This is a genomic window from Chitinophaga sp. (assembly GCF_039596155.1).
Taxonomy (GTDB): Bacteria; Bacteroidota; Bacteroidia; order Chitinophagales; family Chitinophagaceae; genus Chitinophaga.
The window spans coordinates 106,159-126,253 of sequence record NZ_JBCNKF010000011.1; the positions used below are offsets into that span (position 1 = coordinate 106,159).

The 20,095-nt window shown below is 46.3% G+C and carries 20 protein-coding genes; 15 read left to right on the plus strand and 5 right to left on the minus strand.

All coding sequences use genetic code 11. The features are described from left to right. The first annotated feature begins 16 nt into the window (after positions 1-16). Both ABDW33_RS12970 and ABDW33_RS12975 read left to right on the plus strand, forming a co-directional pair. Positions 17-694, plus strand: coding sequence for a YggS family pyridoxal phosphate-dependent enzyme (locus ABDW33_RS12970; RefSeq protein WP_343690493.1), 678 nt, complete (start codon positions 17-19; stop codon positions 692-694). A 38-nt stretch (positions 695-732) separates the two neighbouring features. Continuing rightward, positions 733-1,971 (plus strand): TlpA disulfide reductase family protein, encoded by a 1,239-nt coding sequence (locus ABDW33_RS12975; RefSeq protein ID WP_343690494.1) that lies wholly within the window; start codon positions 733-735, stop codon positions 1,969-1,971. Between the two features lie 80 nt (positions 1,972-2,051). Here the strand turns inward: ABDW33_RS12975 and ABDW33_RS12980 are convergent, their stop codons facing one another. From ABDW33_RS12980 to ABDW33_RS12990, 3 genes are all read right to left on the minus strand, one after another. After that, entirely contained in the window at positions 2,052-2,354 is a 303-nt protein-coding gene (locus tag ABDW33_RS12980; RefSeq protein ID WP_343690495.1) for a YtxH domain-containing protein, read from the minus strand. Positions 2,355-2,452: 98 nt separating this feature from the next. Beyond that, the gene (locus tag ABDW33_RS12985; protein WP_343690496.1) at positions 2,453-3,181 is read right to left on the minus strand and encodes an SRPBCC family protein; all 729 of its coding nucleotides are present in this window, start codon (positions 3,179-3,181) and stop codon (positions 2,453-2,455) included. Positions 3,182-3,288: 107 nt separating this feature from the next. Further along, positions 3,289-3,918 carry a hypothetical protein gene (locus ABDW33_RS12990; protein WP_343690497.1) on the minus strand — a complete coding sequence of 210 codons (630 nt, stop codon included), beginning with the start codon at positions 3,916-3,918 and terminating at the stop codon, positions 3,289-3,291. Positions 3,919-4,021: 103 nt separating this feature from the next. On the opposite strand from ABDW33_RS12990, the gene ABDW33_RS12995 reads away from it, so the two are divergent. Next, positions 4,022-4,864, plus strand: a complete 843-nt coding sequence (locus ABDW33_RS12995) for a DUF1080 domain-containing protein (protein WP_343690498.1) — start codon at positions 4,022-4,024, stop codon at positions 4,862-4,864. A gap of 44 nt (positions 4,865-4,908) precedes the next feature. On the opposite strand, the gene ABDW33_RS13000 is transcribed toward ABDW33_RS12995, so the two are convergent. Beyond that, positions 4,909-5,091, minus strand: a complete 183-nt coding sequence (locus ABDW33_RS13000; RefSeq protein ID WP_343690499.1) for a hypothetical protein — start codon at positions 5,089-5,091, stop codon at positions 4,909-4,911. Positions 5,092-5,236: 145 nt separating this feature from the next. Here ABDW33_RS13000 and ABDW33_RS13005 point away from each other — a divergent pair, with 145 nt between their 5' ends. The 6 genes from ABDW33_RS13005 (at position 5,237) to ABDW33_RS13030 (ending at position 12,510) form a co-directional block, all read left to right on the plus strand. After that, positions 5,237-5,890: a DUF2625 domain-containing protein gene (locus ABDW33_RS13005; protein WP_343690500.1), complete on the plus strand. Its 654-nt coding sequence runs from the start codon at positions 5,237-5,239 to the stop codon at positions 5,888-5,890. Positions 5,891-6,032: 142 nt separating this feature from the next. Continuing rightward, positions 6,033-6,743 carry an RNA ligase family protein gene (locus ABDW33_RS13010; RefSeq protein WP_343690501.1) on the plus strand — a complete coding sequence of 237 codons (711 nt, stop codon included), beginning with the start codon at positions 6,033-6,035 and terminating at the stop codon, positions 6,741-6,743. After that, positions 6,727-7,833: an AAA family ATPase gene (locus tag ABDW33_RS13015; protein WP_343690502.1), complete on the plus strand. Its 1,107-nt coding sequence runs from the start codon at positions 6,727-6,729 to the stop codon at positions 7,831-7,833. Before ABDW33_RS13010 ends, ABDW33_RS13015 begins: the two co-directional genes overlap by 17 nt. A 267-nt stretch (positions 7,834-8,100) precedes the next feature. Beyond that, positions 8,101-8,745, plus strand: coding sequence for an START domain-containing protein (locus ABDW33_RS13020; RefSeq protein WP_343690503.1), 645 nt, complete (start codon positions 8,101-8,103; stop codon positions 8,743-8,745). A gap of 341 nt (positions 8,746-9,086) precedes the next feature. Beyond that, positions 9,087-10,535, plus strand: coding sequence for a DUF1080 domain-containing protein (locus tag ABDW33_RS13025; protein WP_343690504.1), 1,449 nt, complete (start codon positions 9,087-9,089; stop codon positions 10,533-10,535). Between the two features lie 28 nt (positions 10,536-10,563). Continuing rightward, positions 10,564-12,510, plus strand: coding sequence for a c-type cytochrome (locus ABDW33_RS13030; protein ID WP_343690505.1), 1,947 nt, complete (start codon positions 10,564-10,566; stop codon positions 12,508-12,510). A 119-nt stretch (positions 12,511-12,629) separates the two neighbouring features. Here ABDW33_RS13030 and dcd read toward each other — a convergent pair whose 3' ends face one another. Beyond that, on the minus strand, positions 12,630-13,166 hold the full coding sequence (gene dcd, locus ABDW33_RS13035; RefSeq protein WP_343690506.1) for a dCTP deaminase: 537 nt from the start codon (positions 13,164-13,166) through the stop codon (positions 12,630-12,632). A gap of 33 nt (positions 13,167-13,199) precedes the next feature. Between dcd and ABDW33_RS13040 the strand changes: the two genes are divergently transcribed. From ABDW33_RS13040 to ABDW33_RS13065, 6 genes are all read left to right on the plus strand, one after another. Further along, positions 13,200-13,814: a 4'-phosphopantetheinyl transferase superfamily protein gene (locus tag ABDW33_RS13040; protein ID WP_343690507.1), complete on the plus strand. Its 615-nt coding sequence runs from the start codon at positions 13,200-13,202 to the stop codon at positions 13,812-13,814. A gap of 27 nt (positions 13,815-13,841) precedes the next feature. Further along, positions 13,842-14,351 carry a shikimate kinase gene (locus ABDW33_RS13045; protein WP_343690508.1) on the plus strand — a complete coding sequence of 170 codons (510 nt, stop codon included), beginning with the start codon at positions 13,842-13,844 and terminating at the stop codon, positions 14,349-14,351. After that, on the plus strand, positions 14,344-14,745 hold the full coding sequence (locus tag ABDW33_RS13050) for a DUF423 domain-containing protein (protein WP_343690509.1): 402 nt from the start codon (positions 14,344-14,346) through the stop codon (positions 14,743-14,745). Before ABDW33_RS13045 ends, ABDW33_RS13050 begins: the two co-directional genes overlap by 8 nt. Before the next feature lie 8 nt (positions 14,746-14,753). Further along, on the plus strand, positions 14,754-16,178 hold the full coding sequence (locus ABDW33_RS13055; protein ID WP_343690510.1) for an alpha/beta hydrolase: 1,425 nt from the start codon (positions 14,754-14,756) through the stop codon (positions 16,176-16,178). Positions 16,179-16,446: 268 nt separating this feature from the next. Then, a complete protein-coding gene (locus tag ABDW33_RS13060) occupies positions 16,447-19,047 on the plus strand; it encodes a DNA translocase FtsK (protein ID WP_343690511.1) in 2,601 nt (866 codons plus the stop codon). A 188-nt stretch (positions 19,048-19,235) separates the two neighbouring features. Then, positions 19,236-19,904, plus strand: a complete 669-nt coding sequence (locus ABDW33_RS13065; RefSeq protein WP_343690512.1) for an outer membrane lipoprotein carrier protein LolA — start codon at positions 19,236-19,238, stop codon at positions 19,902-19,904. The last annotated feature ends 191 nt before the right edge of the window (positions 19,905-20,095 follow it).

The window sequence follows — 20,095 nt, forward strand, 5'->3', positions numbered from 1 at the left end:
TTACTACCTTTGCGGCATGTCAGTAAATCTATCCGCTTATAATAAGGTCATCGCCGAACTGGCTCCTTACCAGGCCCAACTCGTGGCTGTCTCCAAAGTGAAACCGGCCTCCGACATACAGGCTCTGTATGACGCCGGCCAGCGTATCTTCGGTGAAAACTACGTGCAGGAACTACAGGAAAAACAACCTATCCTCCCTGCCGATATCGAATGGCACTTTATCGGCCACCTGCAATCTAACAAGGTAAAATACATCGCTCCCTTCGTATCTATGATCCACGCAGTCGATAGCCTGCGCCTCCTGGAGGAGATCAATAAACAAGCCGCCAAACACAATCGCATTATCCGTTGCCTCCTGCAGGTCCACATTGCGGAAGAGGAAACTAAATTCGGGCTGGACGAAGCAGAATTGACAGATATCCTTTCCCAATGGAAAGATCAACCCGATAAATTCAAACATATCCAGATCGCCGGCTTTATGGGCATGGCTACCAACACAGACAATATGGAGCAGGTGAGAACCGAATTCAGACACCTGAAATCCCTGCAGCAGCAGTTGAAAGCTTCCTTTGCCCCGGAAGGGAACCAGCTTACCACACTCTCTATCGGTATGAGCGGCGATTATACCATCGCCCTGGAAGAAGGAAGTACCATGGTCCGCATTGGCAGCATGCTTTTTGGTGCCCGGTATTAATTCCCTATCTTTACCCCATAAAATTAATAGACTAATCTATGTTCAAGCATTGTTGGTTGCTGGCGGTACTGCCGGCATTTATATTCGGTAAAAGCCTGGAAAGATACGACCTCCCAAACGGCACCTGGAAAGGTAGCCTGCATCGCGCAGATGGTGCAGACATCGTGTTTAACTTTGAAGTGAAAGACAGTGCGCGCAGGAAAGTGGTCTACATCCTCAATGCACAGGACCGTATGCTCGTGGATGATGTGAAACAGAAGGGAGACTCCGTATTTATCAAAATGCCTTTCTTCGATTCTGAATTCAAAGCGGTCATCGTCAATAATGATGCACTTAAAGGATTATGGATCCGTCACCTTCCTGCCGGAGATGTGACCATCCCATTTTCCGCTGCATATAACGTAAAGGAGCGTTTTCACCCCCAGGCGCCTGCTGGCGTAAACGTGACCGGCCGCTATGCCACCTGGTTCTTTAACGCAGGTAAACCGGATTCTTCCTTTGCAGTAGGGGAGTTCAAACAAAACGGCAGTAAAGTAACAGGCACCTTCCTCACTTCTACCGGTGACTACCGTTTCCTGGAAGGGATTGTCGATGGCGATAGCCTGAAACTCTCTACTTTCGACGGTTCCCATGCTTATTACTTCACTGCACAGGTGAAAGATGGATCCCTCGAAAACGGAACTTTCTATGCAGGGATCGGCGCAGGCAAGGAACAATGGGTAGCCCGTAAAGATGATAAAGCCGCTTTGCCGGATGAGCGTTCACTGGCCACTACCAAACCGGGGAATAACCGCCTCGATTTTACTTTCCCTGATATGAACGGGAAAAAGGTAAGCATCCGGGATAAGCGTTTTGCAGGAAAGGTAGTAGTAATTACACTGATGGGTAGCTGGTGCCCGAACTGTATGGACGAAACCGGTTTTCTGAGTACCTGGTACAAAGAGAATAAAGCCCGTGGGGTAGAAGTGATCGGACTTTCCTACGAAAGAACCACTGATTTTGCTACCTCTAAAAAGGCATTGTCCGGATTCCTGAAAAGATTTGATGTGACTTATCCCGTATTGATCACAGGTGTGACACCGGGCGATCCGCAAAAGGCAGAAAAGTCCTTGCCACAATTGACAGGAATTAAGGGATTTCCAACTACAATTTTCATTGATAAGAAAGGAAACGTGAAAGAAGTACATACCGGTTTTTCCGGGCCGGGTACAGGAGAACATTATGAAGCATTCAAGAAGGAGTTTAATGCGCTCATAGATTCACTACTGGCTGAATAAATATCATTATAAATAAAAAGGTCCTGCTGAATAAGCAGGACCTTTTTTTTTGAATTGCGTGGCCATCCGTTTATATGATCTTACGAAAGTGCCTCTTTCTTAAACTTGCTGTAAGATTGATTACTTTCATCTATAATCTTAAGTACACGTTCCTTCACGTCATCTTTCAACCCGGTTGTCTCATTCTCGAAAATGTACTTCAGCTCTGACAAACCATCTGCACCTTTCCCAACAATGCGTTTGAAACGATTATTCACATCACGGGCAGATCTTTTCAGTTTTTTTCTTGTTTCTTCACCACTTTCTGGTGCAGTCAATATACCGATTGCAACTCCCGCTGCCAATCCTGCTAATGCGCCGTATATTAATTTCATTGTACTCATAAAAAAAGTTTATAAGGTTAAACAAAATGCATGTATCAAGTGCCAAATATCAGGCCAGACACAGCCTGTCGAATGTGAAAAAAATGTGAAACCGTGCGTTACAAGGCCGTGATCTCTCCTGTTTCAACATAGTTCTTAAACCTCAGAATATCTTTTCTGATCATGTTCTCAAACGCAGGGTTCAGAATCCATGCCAGTCCCGTACCTACATAGCCTGCAGGAGGACGGTACGTAATGATGACTTCCATTTCAGTACCACCACTGATCGAGTCACTAAAGGTAATTTTACCAGCAGTTACTAAGTCAGAGCCGGGTGCAGATCGCCAGCCAATCAGTTCACCGGGTTCATCTTTTATGATCTCAGCATCCCATTCTATGGTGCCGAGTTTGCCAGGACCGGTAGCTACCCAGTGAGAATGATGACTATCTTTTTCAGTCACTACAGCTAAATGACGCATAAAATGCGGTAAGTTCTCTACAGAACGCCAGAAACTGTACACTTCAAAACGTGGCTTGTCAACGATGAATTTAGTACGGATATTGATCGCACTATTGTGCTTATCAGACGAGCTTCTTCCCGCCATAGCCGAGATGGGACAATTCCCTGAAATACCCCTGTATAAAAGATAACCGCCGGCAATCAGTCGGATCAAACTGCGAATGGGATGTTTGCTGACATTACTGATAGCATTGGTTGTCATCATGGCGCCGCCTACGATAGAGGCAATTCGCCCGGGTTTACTCACATTCAGTACATTGGAGTGTTCGTATAAAGCGGTGGCTCTGGGTTCGCCATGACCATTCAAAGGATGATTATACTTGCTCATAATAACACTTTTTAAAATTTACAACGCTAAAATGCTGCTAAAGGTTCAAGTGGTTGATATTCAATATTTATTAAGAAATTTAATTGAGTAACGAATTTCACAGACTGCTAGTCTTTATAATCAGCAGCCAATTGCTCGTAGATATCATTCCCCCAGTGAGGGGCAAGGGCATTGTCTGGTTTGAAAGCGGCAAATCGCTGGCCAGCTGCTGCAACCAGTGGCGCTGCCTTCTTTTTACCGCCTCCGAATAGGGCAGGAGTATGATATACGACTAATGCCTTCAGCAGATAGGCTCTTGGGTTGGTGCTGTCTGCCGCAATTGCTTTATCAGAATAATCTTTACTATCACCTCCCAGGGTTGCGCCCCTGGTAGGACTTGCATTTATTCTTGCTGACAACCAATACTCCATCAGCGTGAGTGCCTCCGTATTTTGCGGCATCATACCGAGCGCTTTTTTTACGTAAGTTGCTGCCTTTTCAGTCAATGGTTCAGCTTGTCCTTTCGGCGCCTGGAAACTGGATTGCGTACATGCCCAGCCCGTGTAATATTGTAACAGGAATTCACCCGGGTGAGCTTTGGTCAGGGTCTCCAGCGAATCTATGTTCCGTAACCAGGTATCATAAGCCCTGGCAGTATCCAGTTGGGTTAATACTTTTTGCAGGGGTTGTTGCCATGCGTCCTGTGCGAAACTGACATAACCGGAAAGGAGAAGGAGGACAGTGAACAATGCTTTCATGCGAAGATATTTAATGAGAATTGCCCCAATAACATGCCAACCCATATTATGAAATATTGTCAACATGACATATCTTAATACTTCTAAAATCAAAAACAGAGTTATGAAAAAACTGTTGACGGCTGGTTGCCTGCTTTTGTCCCTCGCTTGTTCGGCCCAGCAAAAATCGAAAAAAGGATGGATTCAACTCTTTAACGGTAAAGACCTGAAGAACTGGGATATCAAGATCAGAGGCCATAAAATGAACGATAATTTCGGTAATACTTTCCGTGTAGAAAACGGTATTCTCAAAGTGCGTTATGATCAGTACAAAGAATGGGGAGAGCGCTATGGCCACCTGTTTTATAGAAAAAATTTCTCCGCATATCTGCTAATTGCAGAATATCGTTTTGTAGGCGAACAGGTGAAAGGCGGACCCGCATGGGCATTGCGTAATAACGGCCTGATGCTGCATGGCCAGAGTGCGGCCAGTATGGGATTGAACCAGGATTTTCCCATCTCCCTGGAGAATCAGTTGTTAGGAGGGAATGGCAAAGATCCCCGCTCTACAGGTAATTTATGTACACCCGGTACAAATGTCGTGATGGACGGAAAGCTGATCACAGAACATTGTATCACCAGTACATCCAAAACCTATCATGGAGAACAGTGGGTAAAAGTAGGCGCCCTTGTGTTAGGTGACTCTGTAATTAAACACATCGTATTTAATGATACCGTGATTGTATACAATAAACCCCAGGTAGGCGGTGGAAATGTGACAGATGCTGACCCGGCGCTGCTGAAGGAGGGACGTCTGCTGACTGAGGGTACGATCTCCATACAGAGTGAAAGTGCCCCGACTGATTTTAGAAAAATTGAATTATTTGACCTCTCACCTTACATGAAAGATCCTAAAAAGCTCGATGCGATCATCCATAAATTGCAGGAAGAAACAAGAACAAAATAATTTCAGATCAAAGAGGCTTCTGCTATAGACAGAAGCCTCTTTTTTTATCTTATGGCTACCACCGGTGCCTGGAAGCTGGTATCCGGTATCATTACATGAATAGCTCCATGGGGTGGTGCTGGAGGCTTTGGTGGACTTGGTGGTCTTGGCGGACCATTACGCGGAGGTACACAACTGGCTCCCCACACGATTATCCCCAATAACAATGGAATGAATCTGTGTTTCATATAGTAAACATTTAGTTTCACAGGTGAAAAATCAAATTGCATGCCTACCTTTGCCAGTAATCCCAAATTGCACCTTATGAACTATATATGGCTACTGTCATGTTTATTATCTTTAACCGTTAACACATTTGCACAAACTCACCCAATGCGCTCAGTAGAAGAACTCATCAATAATGAAGATCCGGGATGGCCAGTGGTACAGGAATGGATTCAACATGCAACGAACGCCGTGGAAGTACTCGCCGTCGATGCTGAAAAGGGAAGGGACGCACTTTATAAAACACAGGTAACTACCCGCTCTCCAATGGGAGCAATTGTATACAGTACCGGAGGTATCTTCATCGATCATGGATGGATCAGGATATTGGGCGGTGGCAGTCCCCGCCTGAACCGAAGTCTGCCGGAATGGAACAAGGGTAAAGGCATGCCCGGTTATGACCAGTATGCTGCCTATCTGCTTATTGCTGATGATGCCGTGGGTGGATACTTTGCACTAAATGGCGGTGGGCTGGGCAATGACCGGGGGAAAATATATTATTGGGCCCCGGATACGCAGGCATGGGAATCATTGGATTTATCCTATTCTGACTTCCTGGGTTGGTGTTTCGGTGGTGATCTCAATGATTTTTACAAAGGATTTCGCTGGCAATCCTGGCAGGACGATGTTGCTAAGCTGGATGGCAATGAGGTGTTTAATTTCTTTCCGCTATTATTCACTGCAGAAGGAAAGGATATTAACAAGGTGTCCAGAAAACCGATGGCTGTAGATGAACAGTATCGTCTTAATTTCGAAAAGTAATCCCTATCTTTGCGCCCAATAAAAAAACAATTCAAACCTTGCGCCATGTAATCTCACAGGCATATTAACCACTGCTCCTGCCACCTGCATCCTTGCAGGCATGGCCTGTGAAATCTTTTTCTTTTACTAAACCCTGAACAACATGGCTATTTCTGAAAAATATGGCCGTACCTATCATTTTCCGTTCTCACCGGGTACCACCAGTGATGATCGTATCCAGCATGATTATTGGAAATACATCAGCACCATACCCTCACTCATACATACGGAGAAGTTAGACGGTGAAAATAATTGTCTCTCCCGGCATGGTGTATTTGCCCGCTCACACGTAGCGCCTACTACATCTCCCTGGACAGAGAGCCTGCGCCGCTATTGGCAGCTGATAAAAAACGACCTGGGTGACCTGGAAATATTCCTGGAGAATGTATACGCTATTCACTCTATTGCCTATCGCAATCTGGATCACCATTTTTATGTGTTTGCTGTCAGAGAAAACGGGCAGTGGCTCAGCTGGGAAGAAACCTGCTTTTATGCAGCAATGGTAGATTTGCCGGTAGTACCGGTAATAAAAGAAATGTCTGCACCTACTTCCCGGCAATCATTTGAAAGTGAACTGCTCGACATTGTCAAAGGCCCGGGCGCCTTTGCGGCACACGATGCATTCACAGGTGCTCCGGTCACCATGGAAGGCGTGGTTACAAGAGATGCAGGTAGTTATCCTGCCACCTCATTTGCTGAACACGTATTTAAGTATGTAAGAAAAGGGCACGTAAAAACAGACGTGCATTGGACGCGGAACTGGCGTCGTGCCCGGTTAAATTTTGAAGGAGGTCAACATGTGGACTATCAGTGAAAATAAATCATGGGAATATCTGGAAGCGCATTACGATCGGATTAAAAGAATGCGCGATACACCGCAGGATCCTACGCATCATGCAGAAGGAAATGTTGCTGTTCATACGCAAATGGTGATTGATGCATTGGTGAACTTACCTGCCTACCACGCACTCGACGGGCAAACACAGGAAATGATGTGGGCGGCTGCTTTACTGCATGATGTAGAAAAAGCAGGCACCACAGAAGTCCTGCCCGATGGCAGGGTAACGTCACCTGGACATGCCCGGAAAGGAGAAATGACCACCCGGCAGCTCCTTTATAAAGAGTTACCAGCACCATTTGCTATCAGGGAACAGATCGCAAAACTGGTGCGTTTTCATGGCCTGCCTTTGTGGATATTTGAAAAACCAGATCCTGTAAAAGCTTTGATCATAGCAGCTTTGCAGATAGATATGCGATTGTTGGCTATGCTGGCGAAGGCAGATGTATTGGGTAGAATTTGTCCTGATCAGGAAGAGCTGCTGTACAAAATTGAATGTTTTGAAGAGCTGTGCAAAGAGCAGCAATGTTGGGGCCAGGCACCTTACTTTGCCAATGCACATGCAAGAATGAATTACCTGCAAAAAGCCGATAGTGATCGTAGTTATGTACCCTTTGGTCAGCCTGCAACAAAAGTAGTGATCATGAGCGGTTTGCCGGGGGCAGGAAAGGATACTTACGTACAAAAGTATTATAAAGACTGGCCTGTAATATCGTTAGATGCTATCAGGATAAGTATGAAAATTGCCCCTACGGATAAATCAGGTAATGGACGCGTTATTCAGGAGGCCAAAGAGCAGGCCAGGGTATACCTGAGGAACCAGCAGCGTTTTGTATGGAATGCAACGAATGTCACACGTTCTATGCGGGAACAATTAATTTCATTATGCTTACAATATACGGTGGAGATAATCGTCATATATGTTGAAGTCCCGTATAAGGCATTGTTTAAACAGAATAGTGCACGGGAAGCAATTGTACCGGCTGCTGTGATGCAGCGGCTTGTACATAAGCTGGAAGTACCGGATATTACAGAAGCGCACGAAGTGAGGTATGCTGTGAGCTAGTATAGAAAGCCCCTATGTTGAAAATGAAGTCATCACAGGTTTGTCTTCAATTGCTCAAATAGGAAACTTTCTGCAGGGCGCTGGTTCCCAAATTCTCCGCAAATTGCTTTGCTCGGGGTAAGGAGCTTTCCTGGTAACTGTTATAGTATTGCTAAATTGTAGTACTATCACTCAGGAAAGCGCCTTCCAAACTTCGCTAAAATATTTAATCCGTAAATTGCAAGCAACCGGCCAATTTGCTATCAACCATTTGGCCAAGGCACAGATATGAAGAAAAGTTTAATGATCATTAGCGCGGCTATGCTGTTTCCCCTCTTTTCTTACGCCCAGAACGACTGGAAACTAAAAGACGATAAGGACGGGATTAAGATTTACACAAAGACAGTCGAAAACTCCAACTTGAAAGCTATACGCGTTAAAGTTGCGGTACCAGCTACGCTTAGCCAACTGGTAGCTATTATCCTCGATATTTCATCGGCAAAAGACTGGGTATACAGCACAAGATCGGCCACCTTGCTTAAACAGGTGAGTCCATCTGAGCTTTTTTATTATTCTGAAGTAGCATTACCGTGGCCTATTACCAACCGCGATTTTGTGGCGCACCTCGTTGCCACGCAGGATACCAAAACAAAAGTCGTTACCATCGATGGACCGGTCGTACATGATTACGTACCTGAGAAAAAAGATATTATCAGAGTACGTAATTCATATGGTAAATGGGTGCTGACTCCATTACAGAATAACATGGTGCACATCGACTACACACTTGAAACCGATCCGGGCGGTTCCATTCCCGTGTGGTTAGTCAACCTCTTTGCTACCAAAGGGCCGATGGAAACATTTAAAAAGCTCAAGGTACAATTGGCTAAACCCGCTTATAAAAATCTTCACCTGGCATTTATCAGGGAATAAGAAAAGTCGCTTACTATCCGTTTTTTCTTCGACGCTTGTTCGATGCTTGTTCGACGCTTCTTCGATGCTTGTTCGATGCTTGTTCGATGCTTGTTCGATGCTTCTTCGATGCTTCTTCGACTAACCAATATTATCCAGAGGATGACCGGTATACTCCACCCCCCACCAACCCATCGCCATTCATCCTTAACCAGTTGCTTCCCCCTCACAGCATTCACCCCACCCATCATCATTCCTCCCCAACCCCTTGCTTCTCCCAAATTCAATTTCTATATTGCATAATCGTCAGAAGGTCTCAACGCAAAAATTTCACTTCTTTTGGCGCAACTTATTGTAACGTTATGGTACTTAGATCGAAAAATCATGCTAGCCGGTCTCTGATGGGCTTCCTTTGCCTCTGTGGTATGGGGATGGCTGTTGTCAACCCAGCATCCGCACAATCAGGCAGTCTGCCACTACAGGACTTATCCTCTTTTCATGACCCAGGCCCCAGCTGGTCCATCGTCGCCGACGCTGCTGCTGCACTGGATAAACCGCATGAACTGAGTTTCTCCCCAGGTACCGGTGTCCTCCTGAACTTACCGGACAAAAAACATCCGGGGCAAGACCTTTTTACCAATACCGAATATGGAGACATAGACCTGGAACTGGACTATATGATGGCACCCGGTTCCAATTCAGGCGTATATCTCGAAGGTAGATACGAAATCCAGCTGCTGGATAGCTGGAGCAAAACTAACCCTACTGCCGGCGATAACGGCGGTATCTACGAACGCTGGGAAGATAGCCGTCCGGCAGGATTGCAGGGGTATGAAGGTCATGCACCCCGCTACAATGTAAGCCGTGCACCGGGCCTCTGGCAACACCTGCAGGTTTCCTTTCAGGCACCTCGTTTTGATGCGAATGGTAAAAAGATCGCCAACGCAAGAATGCTCCTCATTACCCTGAATGGCACGGTCATTCATGAAGATGTGGAACTACTGGGTGCCACACGTGGTGCAATGGATGGGGGTAAAGAAAGTGCTACCGGTCCACTTCGGCTCCAGGGTGACCACGGTGCCGTAGCTTTCAGGAACATCAGCATCAAAAAGAGAGCAGCCGGCAATGAGGCACAGAACAACCGTCGTGACAATGTAGACCCTATCTACGTAGACGCGCCTGTAAATACCATCCTCCGCAGCTTTATGGATGTACCAGGTTCCCGCATTGTGCACGCCGTAAACGTAGGTAGCCCTGAACAGGTGCACTATACCTACGACATGGACAGAGGTCTGCTGGCACAGGTATGGAGAGGTGGTTTCCTCGACGCCACGCCTATGTGGCATGACAGGGGTAATGGTACTTCCCGTCCGCGTGGTACTGTACAGACTTTAGGCAAACCGGCCTTCACACTGGCCAAACTGGCCAATGCGCAGGCTGCATGGCTTTCCGATACGACCGGCACCGGTTATCGTCCTAAAGGTTATGTGCTCGACGACAAAGACCGCCCGACTTTTAAATACCTCATCTATGGCACAACAGTAACCGACGAAGTACGGGTACTCGCTGAAGGTCATGGTGTACATCGCGAAATAAACGTCGCAAATCCTGTAGATGGACTGTATGCAAAGATTGTAGCAGGTAGCAAAATTGAACCTGTTTCAAAAGATCTGTACATCGTAGATGGCAAAGCCTATTACCTGCAACTGGAGAATACCGGCAATGAAAAGCCGATCATCCGTGATGCCGCTGAAGGAAAGGAAATGATCATTCCTATTCACAGTAAGCTGAGCTATGCCATCATTTTCTAATCGTTCCTTAATCTTTTGAATCCTGCACATGAAAAACATATTAAAAAAGGCGGTGCTTTGCGGCATGATGCTGGCCGTAACCTCGATGGCCACAAAGGCCCAGGAAACGCCTAAAGAAGAAGACTATTTTAAGATCTTAAAAATGAAAGCCCCCGAAGGCATCCTGCTGGAAGTAGGCGGGCTTTGCGTATTACCCAACGGCGACCTGGGGGTATCTACCCGCAGAGGAGACGTCTGGATGGTACATGCGCCCGATAGCCGCAACCCCTACTGGACAAAATTTGCCAGTGGTCTGCACGAAATTCTGGGCCTCGTTTATAAGGATGGTGCCTTGTATTGCGCTCAACGGGGTGAACTGACAAAACTCATGGATACCAACATGGACGGGAAGGCAGATGTATATGAAACGGTATATGCATGGCCATTGTCCGGGCACTATCATGAATATAGTTTCGGACCCAAATTAGCCCCCGACGGATCTTTCTTTGTATCCGGCAACGTAGCTTTTGGCGACGAAGAATGGTGGAGAGGAGAGAGCCGTGTTCCCTGGAGAGGCTGGATGATGCACATCTTTGAAGATGGCCATATGGAACCATATGCAACCGGCTTCCGTTCCCCATGTGGGCTGGGTATGATCAACGGTGAATTATTCTACTCCGAAAATCAGGGCGACTGGGTAGGTTCCGGTGGTGTATGGCAGGTGAAGAAAGGTGCCTTCATCGGGCATCCTGCAGGCTTACGATGGTCTCAGGAACCTAATTCCCCGGTAAAAGTAACCGAAAAGCAGTTCTATTCCCTGGTAGACGGTCGTCGTGTGAAAGATCCGGAAGGCCGTTATATCAAACCAGAAAATGTGGTGAACGAGAAATTCGTCACGCTGATGGATGTAAAGAAAGAAATACCTGATTTACAGTTGCCGGCAGTTATCCTGCCACATGGTATACAAGGTATTTCCAACTCTGAGATCGTACAGATCCCCGAGGGCAGCTTTGGTCCTTTCGCAGGTCAGTTGCTCGTAGGTGACCAGGGGCAGAGTAAGATCATGCGTGTGGTAATGGAAAAAGTAGACGGTGAATACCAGGGGGTGTCTTTTGATTTCCGCCAGGGATTCCAGTCTGGTGTGCTGAGAATGGCATGGGCCAAAGATGGTAATACTTTATTCGTAGGTGAAACCAACCGCGGATGGGGTTCTGCAGGTGATGCTAATGAAGGTCTGCAACGACTGGTATGGAATGAAAAGATGCCATTTGAAATGAAAACGATCAAGGCCATGCCGGATGGTTTTGAAATAGAATTCACTCTGCCGGTAGATAGGAAATCTGCAGAAGACCTGGCTTCTTACCACGTAGAGAACTTCACGTACAAGTACCACGCCGTGTACGGTAGCCCAATGGTGAACATAGGTCAGTGCCCTGTTAAAGGAGTAAAGGTATCTGAAGATGGCCTCAGGGCAAGGATCATTGTAGATAGTCTGCGACTGGATTATGTACACAATATCGTGTTGGACGGAGTGAGAGAAAAAGAACATTTCTATTCCCTGATCCACAACAATGGATATTATACCTTGCACCACATACCGCAGGGTGCGAAGTTGCCAATTGCACAGGCAAGCACTTACAATTCAGAAAAAGTAAAGGCAAAAGCTGCAGCGGCTACACCTGCAAAAACAGCGGCTACGCCGGCTACTGCTGCTACTACCGCCGCTGCTGCCAGGAAAGCGCCTTCTTTTGAAGAAGTGAAACCTTTGCTTGCCAAATACACTTGTCTTGCCTGTCACAATGCAGAAAAGCGCCAGGTAGGTCCGGCGTACAAAGACATTGCAAAAAGAAAATACACCAGCGATCAGATCTTAAAACTGATCGCTAATCCTAAGCCACAGAACTGGCCGGATTATGCGACGGAGATGCCGCCTATGCCACAAGTGCCGAAGGCAGATGCACTGAAAATCGCAGCATGGATTAATTCCCTGAAATAACAAGCAGGCAATGAGCCCGGCAGTACAACGAACCTGCTGCCCCGGCTTTTGCTTTGCATCCAAATAAAAAAGCTTTTGCCGGAAGGCAAAAGCTTTTTTTATAGCTATTTAAATAAAATCTAAAACTGGTTCTTCCACATCATGCTCTCCACCGGCTTTACCGTCCTGCCATTATATTTCGCATTCCCTTTCTTGTTATAGAAAGTCTCTACATCACCCTCCACCACGAAATAAATCAACTGTCCGATCGGCATGCCCGCATAGATCCGCACAGGCTGTGCACAGCTGATCTCCAGTGTCCAGGTATTACAAAACCCTACATCACCCTTCCCGGCTGTTGCATGAATATCAATCCCCAGGCGTCCGGTACTGGACTTTCCTTCCAGGAAAGGTACATGTGCGTGGGTTTCAGTATACTCCTCAGTCACACCCAGGTACAGTGTGCCGGGTTGCAACACATACCCTTCTTCCGGTATTTCAAAATGTTCAATTTCATTGTGTTCACGGGCATCCAGTACACGGTCTTTATAAGTAGCCATGTATTTGCCAAGATGTACGTCGTAAGAGTTGGTGCCGAGATATTTCCGGTCGTAAGGTGAAATGACGATAGTGCCTTTCTCAATTTCCTCCAATATCCTTTTGTCAGACAGGATCATATATTTGGTTAATTAGTATTAATTTGGCAAGATATGCCATTAATACGTACGATACAAATATCTCCCGGCAGCCGGCTGGGAGTATGGCAGATCGGAGAGGACGAAACCTTCTTCAGGAAAAGGGTGAGTATATCGCCCGCCATTCATCATCCGCATAAACGCCTGCAACATTTTGCCGGGCGGTATCTGCTCACAGAACTATTTCCGGGCTTTCCGCTGGATAGTATCCAGATCATGGAAAGCAGAAAACCGATCTTAGCCTGCAATAGTCTGCATTTTTCTATCTCTCATTGCGGCGATTTTGTGGCTGCCATCGTGAGCCAGGAAAGTGCCGTAGGTGTGGATATCGAGCGCATGAACGACAAAATTGAGAGAGTGAGCCATAAATTCCTTTCACCCACGGAACGGGAATTTATTGATCCGGCCAATTCGCTGGCCCACAAAACCATTTGCTGGAGTGCCAAAGAGGCTGCTTTCAAATGGTACGGCCTCGGGCAGGTTGATTTTAAAGAGAATATGCAGCTGGAGCCATTTCCATATCAACAATATGGCTTCATGCATTGTAATTTTAACAAAGTAGATAAAAAAGCACGGCTATCTTTGCAATATATGATTGCGGACGGCCTGTGCCTATCCTGGACTATTTAGTGCATTCACCTTTTAAATATACACTGCTTGAAAATATTTTTATTGGGTTTCATGGGTGCCGGCAAATCCTATTGGGGAAAACAGCTGGCCGAGCACCTGGAGTTACCATTCTATGACCTTGATGACGTAATTGTAGAAGCAGAGGAAATGTCCATCAGTGATATCTTTGCCACCAAAGGAGAAGATTACTTCCGGGCGAGGGAAAGCTTCTGGCTGCGCGAACTGTCAGAAGGAGAAAATTTCCTTATTTCCTGCGGGGGAGGGGTGCCCTGCTTCCAGGACAATATGGATGTGATGAATGAGAGAGGAACCACCATCTGGCTCAATCCGGAACTTCCTGTGATTGTAGACCGGCTGAAGCGGAAGAAATCAAAACGCCCGCTCATCGCAGATCTGCCAGACGATGAAATACTCGCTTTTGTAGAGAAAAAACTGGCGGAAAGGCAGCCTTTCTATCAACAGGCACAAATTACAATAGCTGAAACTGACACCGTAACATTAGAAACATTTACCAAAAGACTGAACGATAATGCATAAGGGCTTTTTGATCTGGGCAACGATATTTGGCATGTTAGGCGTAATATTGGGGGCTTTCGGCGCACATAAATTATACGATCTGGCCACTACAGAAGCAATGAAGAATACATTGGAACGGGCCTATAAAACAGGCGTGAATTACCAGTTTCTCCATGCTTTTGCCTTAATAGCCGTTGCACTGCTATATGCTTATTTCCCCGGTTCCCTGACCCAATGGGCCGGGCGCTGCTTTATCACAGGGGTGATCCTGTTCTCCGGGTCTCTTTATCTGTTAACGTTGAAAGGATTCGGAAAGATAGACTTTCCATCAATCATCGGTATCCTGACACCAATCGGCGGCGTGTTCTTCATTGCAGGATGGCTTTGCCTGTTGCTGGCAGTAATTAAGAAATAAAAGAACGTATGCTTAGATATGTGGTTTTGACCTGCCTGGGCCTTTGTCTGGGAGGGTTCGTATTTGCACAATCCGGTCCTGATATCAGCGGAAAGTGGTATGGTATTCTGAAAACCCCGCAGGGGCAGAAGCAACGGCTGGTGCTCACCTTTACCAGGGAAGAAGGAGAGTGGGAAGGGACAATGGTAAACCCCGATGAAGAAGATGCACCGGTAGAAATGGATACCGTAGCAGTGACCGGTGATAGTCTCAAGTTTGCCATCCCCCGTATTGGCCTGGTGTTCATGGGCGAATGGACGAACCGTAATACTTACAACGGCTTCTTTTATCAGGTGAACAATAGGGTGAGCATTTACTTCTCCCGCAAGGAACTCAAAGAAAATGATCTGTCGGCCGACCGGCCACAAACGCCGAAGGGCACATTTGCCTACGATACAGAAGAAGTCAAATTTGTCAATAAAGTAGATAAAGTACTCCTCGGCGGCACATTGACCATACCGGGCACGAAAGCAAAGGATGGATTTAAAGTGGTCATACTCATCCCCGGCGCAGGTCATCCCGATCGCGACAACGAGATGTTTGGCCATCGCCCGTTTGCCGTAATCGCAGATTACTTTGTAAGAAAAGGGATCGCTACCTTACGATTTGATCAGCGGGGAGTAGGTAATAGCACCGGGAACTACGATTCTGCCAGCATTGGTAATCTGGCCAATGATGTGCAGGCTGCACTCGATTTCCTGAGAAGCAGAAAGGATATCGATTCAGTAGGTATCGGATTGCTGGGCTATGGCGAGGGCGGCGCAGTGGCCGAAATGGTAGCAGCCAATGATAAAATGATCGCTTACCTGTTGCTCATGGCTGCACCAGGGGTAGATGGACAAACACAGTATGTCAATAAAATGATGACAACGGCGGCATCTTATGGCGATTCTCCCGATCGTATCAGGGACTACAAAGCCTACTATCAGCCATACCTGAAAGTACTGGTCAATCAAAAGGATACAGCTTCCAGGAAGACGATTGCCTATAACTATTTAGGTGCTGTTTACAATCGCTTCGGAGATAGTACAAATGTGGCTGGCAAACAGCAGTTCATTCGTGAAGTATATGCCGCAGATATTCGTCCCAGAGCATTGTCATTGCTGAAGTTTGATCCGGCACCCTATCTGGCAAAGATCAAATGCCCCGTGCTGGCGTTGAATGGAGAAAAGGATGTGGAAACAGCGGCCATCATTAATCTCCAGGGTATTCAGAAAGGATTGAAAGCCGGAGGAAATGAAATGGTGACCCTGAGGAGTTTTGCCGGGTTGAACCACCTGTTCCAGCAATGCACTACCTGTAGAATAGAGGAATATGGCGCGCTGGATGAAACAATTCATCCTGATGTGATGACATTAATGGCCGCCTGGATCGTAAAACTCTATGAAGATTGATCATTAAAACGGAATTAATCATTAAAAAATAATTACTGAAATGGTTTTGCTTCGTGGCAAAACCATTTTTTTTGCACTGAAATCATCCTGACCATTCACAGGCATGCTGGCAATCTGTCAAAAGGAATATTATCCTGGCAGCTGCAAAGCCTGAAAAAGGATCTCTTCCATGCTGCCACAGGCCAATATCATGGCTATTTTCAGGTATATATGAAAATTAATTCTTAATATATCAACCTGTGGCCTTAATTTTGGAGCGCAATAAAATATGTCTAAGAACAAACTGAAAACTGAAAAACCAGAAAGCAAAAAAACTCCTCGTGCTAATGACCCCAACGTATTGAAGCAGGAAAAAGAAGCGGAGGTAAAAGTAAAGGAGCTGGTAAAAGATGAGCGCACCCACAAAGTACTTGGGGTGATCTCCCTTTTATTGTCCCTTTATTGTTTCATTGCTTTCACCTCATACCTTTTCACCTGGCAGGAAGACCAGGACAAAGTATTCCGTTACAGCGCCAACATCCTCCTGATGGACAACGACGCTGTAAAAGTCGAAAACCTCCTCGGTCGTTTGGGGGCATTTGTTTCCCATTGGTTCTTTTACAAAGGATTTGGTATCGCTTCTTATCTCTTTTGCTACCTGTTCTTTATTCTTGGTGTCAACTTCATCGTTGGTCGCCGGGTATTCAAAGTATGGCGCAATGTTAAATACATCCTCTTTGGTTTACTGTACCTCAGCACAGCCGCTGCATTTGTAGCCGGCCTCGCCGCTGCGGATTTTGCATGGGGCGGCGCTATGGGTGACAGTGTTAGCAAATGGAGCGTTGGTTTCCTCGGTACTGCCGGCGCAGCCTTACTCCTGATGGTAGCAGGCCTGGCATGGAGTATCTGGAAGTACAACCTGGATTTCAAATGGGTATTGCGCAAACCAAAATTACCGAAGCCTCAGTTGGCCGGCATGCCGGAAGATGCACTGGCAGGAGAAGAAGTAGCTGCATCCCCCGCGAAAAAAGAAGCTAAACGCAAAAATGGACTGAAAGAAAATGGTACGAACGTAATCGTACCATCCCTGGAAGAACCGGAAATGGAAGAAATGCAGCTGGTGGAAAAAGAATTGCCACTGGTTGTTGTCAACCCTCAGGTCATTGAAGAGGAAGAGGAAGAATTGATTGAAGAAGAGGAAGAAGAGGATCCGGGTCCTTTATTGTATATCGAAGAAACGGTAGAGCAAACCAATGCCCGCAATAAAAAAGACAAAGGCATCCAGGATGTAGCCTGGGAAATCAAACCCAGTAAAGACGAGACGGAAGATGAGCTGCCCGAAGCTACCGGTACCGTAGGAGAAGCCGCACAGAGAGATCCCTATGATCCGTCTCTGGACCTGCGTGATTATAAACACCCTTCTCTCGAACTGCTCGATAGTCACAATACAGAAAAAGTAGTGCAGGATGCTGCTGAACTGGACAGAAACAAAGACCAGATCATCAGCACCCTCAAGAACTATGATATTTCTATCCAGAAGATCAGTGCGACCGTAGGACCTACCGTCACCCTTTATGAAATTGTACCTGCGGCAGGTGTACGTATCTCCCGGATCAAGAACCTGGAAGATGATATTGCATTGAGCCTGTCTGCATTAGGCATTCGTATTATCGCGCCAATCCCGGGTAAGGGTACTATCGGTATTGAAGTACCTAATGTGAAAAAGAGCATGGTATCGCTGCGTGCCCTGCTGGCTTCCGAGAAGTTCCAGCAGAGTAATATGGACCTGCCGATCGCTATAGGTAAAAAGATTGACAATGAAAACTTCATTGCAGATCTGGCCAAAATGCCGCACCTGCTCATGGCGGGTGCTACCGGTCAGGGTAAATCGGTGGGTATCAATACCCTGCTGGTGTCCCTGCTGTACAAAAAACATCCTTCCCAGCTGAAGTTTATCCTGGTAGACCCCAAGAAAGTGGAGCTCTCCCTCTATAAACTGATTGAGAAACACTTCCTTGCCAAGCTACCAGGCGAAGAAGATGCCATTATCACAGACACCAAAAAGGTTATTCATACCCTGAATGCTTTGTGTATAGAAATGGATCTGCGGTACGACCTGCTCAAAGAAGCCGGCACCCGCAACATCCGTGAGTATAACAGTAAATTCGTACAGCGCAGGCTGAACCCACAGCGGGGACACCGCTATCTGCCATTTGTGGTACTCGTGATCGATGAGTTTGCAGATTTGATCATGACAGCAGGTAAGGAAGTGGAAATGCCGATAGCACGCCTGGCCCAGTTAGCCCGTGCGGTGGGGATTCACCTGATCATTGCTACCCAACGTCCTTCCGTAAATATTATTACAGGTACGATCAAGGCCAACTTCCCTGCACGTATCGCCTTCAAAGTATCAAGTAAGATCGACTCCCGTACCATCCTGGATATAGGAGGTGCAGAGCAGCTGATCGGTCAGGGGGATATGCTGGTGTCGTTCAACGGCGAACTTGTACGACTGCAATGTGCATTCGTAGATACCCCGGAAGTGGAGAAAGTTGCGGAGTTTATTGGTGAGCAGCGATCCTATCCAGAGGCGTACCTGTTGCCGGAGTATGTGGATGAGAAGGATATGGAAGGTAAAGAGGTCAACCTGCAGGACAGGGACCCCCTGTTCGAGGAAGCCGCCAGGGTGATCGTGCAGAACCAGCAGGGATCCACATCGCTGTTGCAAAGAAGAATGAAACTGGGGTATAACAGGGCAGGCAGACTGATGGATCAGCTGGAAGCAGCCGGTATCGTAGGGCCAAATCTGGGCAGTAAGGCGAGGGAGGTAAATGTGAAGACCGAGACAGACCTGGAGATGATCCTGAACGATTTAGGGGGAGGATTTTAGGCATTTAAACCTTTTACCTTTATACTGGTCTAAGTATGGTTTTGCCTGACCAATCGCTAATGAGACATCAGGAGGAATAAACCAGCCTCAGGCGATAAAGTCCGCCTTTTTGGCACAATCTTAACAAACCGGGCATGTCCCGGCATAACATTTGTTTTTACTACTACAACAATAAAAAACTTACCGTAATGAGGAAAATTTTATTCATGAGCATGTTGGCAGGGAGTGTAGCAATGAGCGGCATGGCTCAGACAAAAGGTAGCCTGGGTGCGAATGACCCAAAAGCAAAGGTGATCCTGGATAATGTCAGCAAGAAGTTTTCAACCTTCAAAACTGTTGTAGCTAACTTCGTATTGAAAGTAGAAGGCGGCAACAATAGTGTAACAGATTCCAAGAAAGGAACTGTATATGTAAAAGGAAGTAAGTATAAAGTAAACCTGGAAGGGCAGGAGATTATTAGCGATAATAAGACCAGCTGGACCTACCAGAAGGATGCTAATGAGGTGACAATCAACAATGTAGATCAGGGTAGCACACAGCTGACGCCTGCTAAACTGTTCACTAACTTCTACGATAAGGATTATCTCTACCGTTTGGATGCAGAAACTACTGAAAAAGGTAAAGTGTATCAGAACATTGAGATGACACCTACAGACAAGTCTAAGAATGTTTTCAAGGTAATTGTGTCAATTGACAAGAAAAACCAGAACATTTCGAAGATGAAAATGTTTGAAAAGAACGGAAATCGTTACACTTACGAGATTACCAATTTCACACCTAATACTAACCTGACCGATGCGACATTCAGCTTCGATGCCAAGAAGTATCCGGGTGTAGAAGTGGTGGATCTGCGATAAGATACCGACAAGATATTGATGGATCTTCTAATTGAAGAGAAGAAAAGCCTGGCTATTTTTGGCCGGGCTTTTTCGTTTAAACCGGCTGGTATTTCGTCAGTTCAGGAGGCTAATGGGATTTCTCCTGCCGGAAGAAGTTGAAAAGGCTGTTTACAAGCATACTAGCAATTGCACATTTTTTTACTACCTTT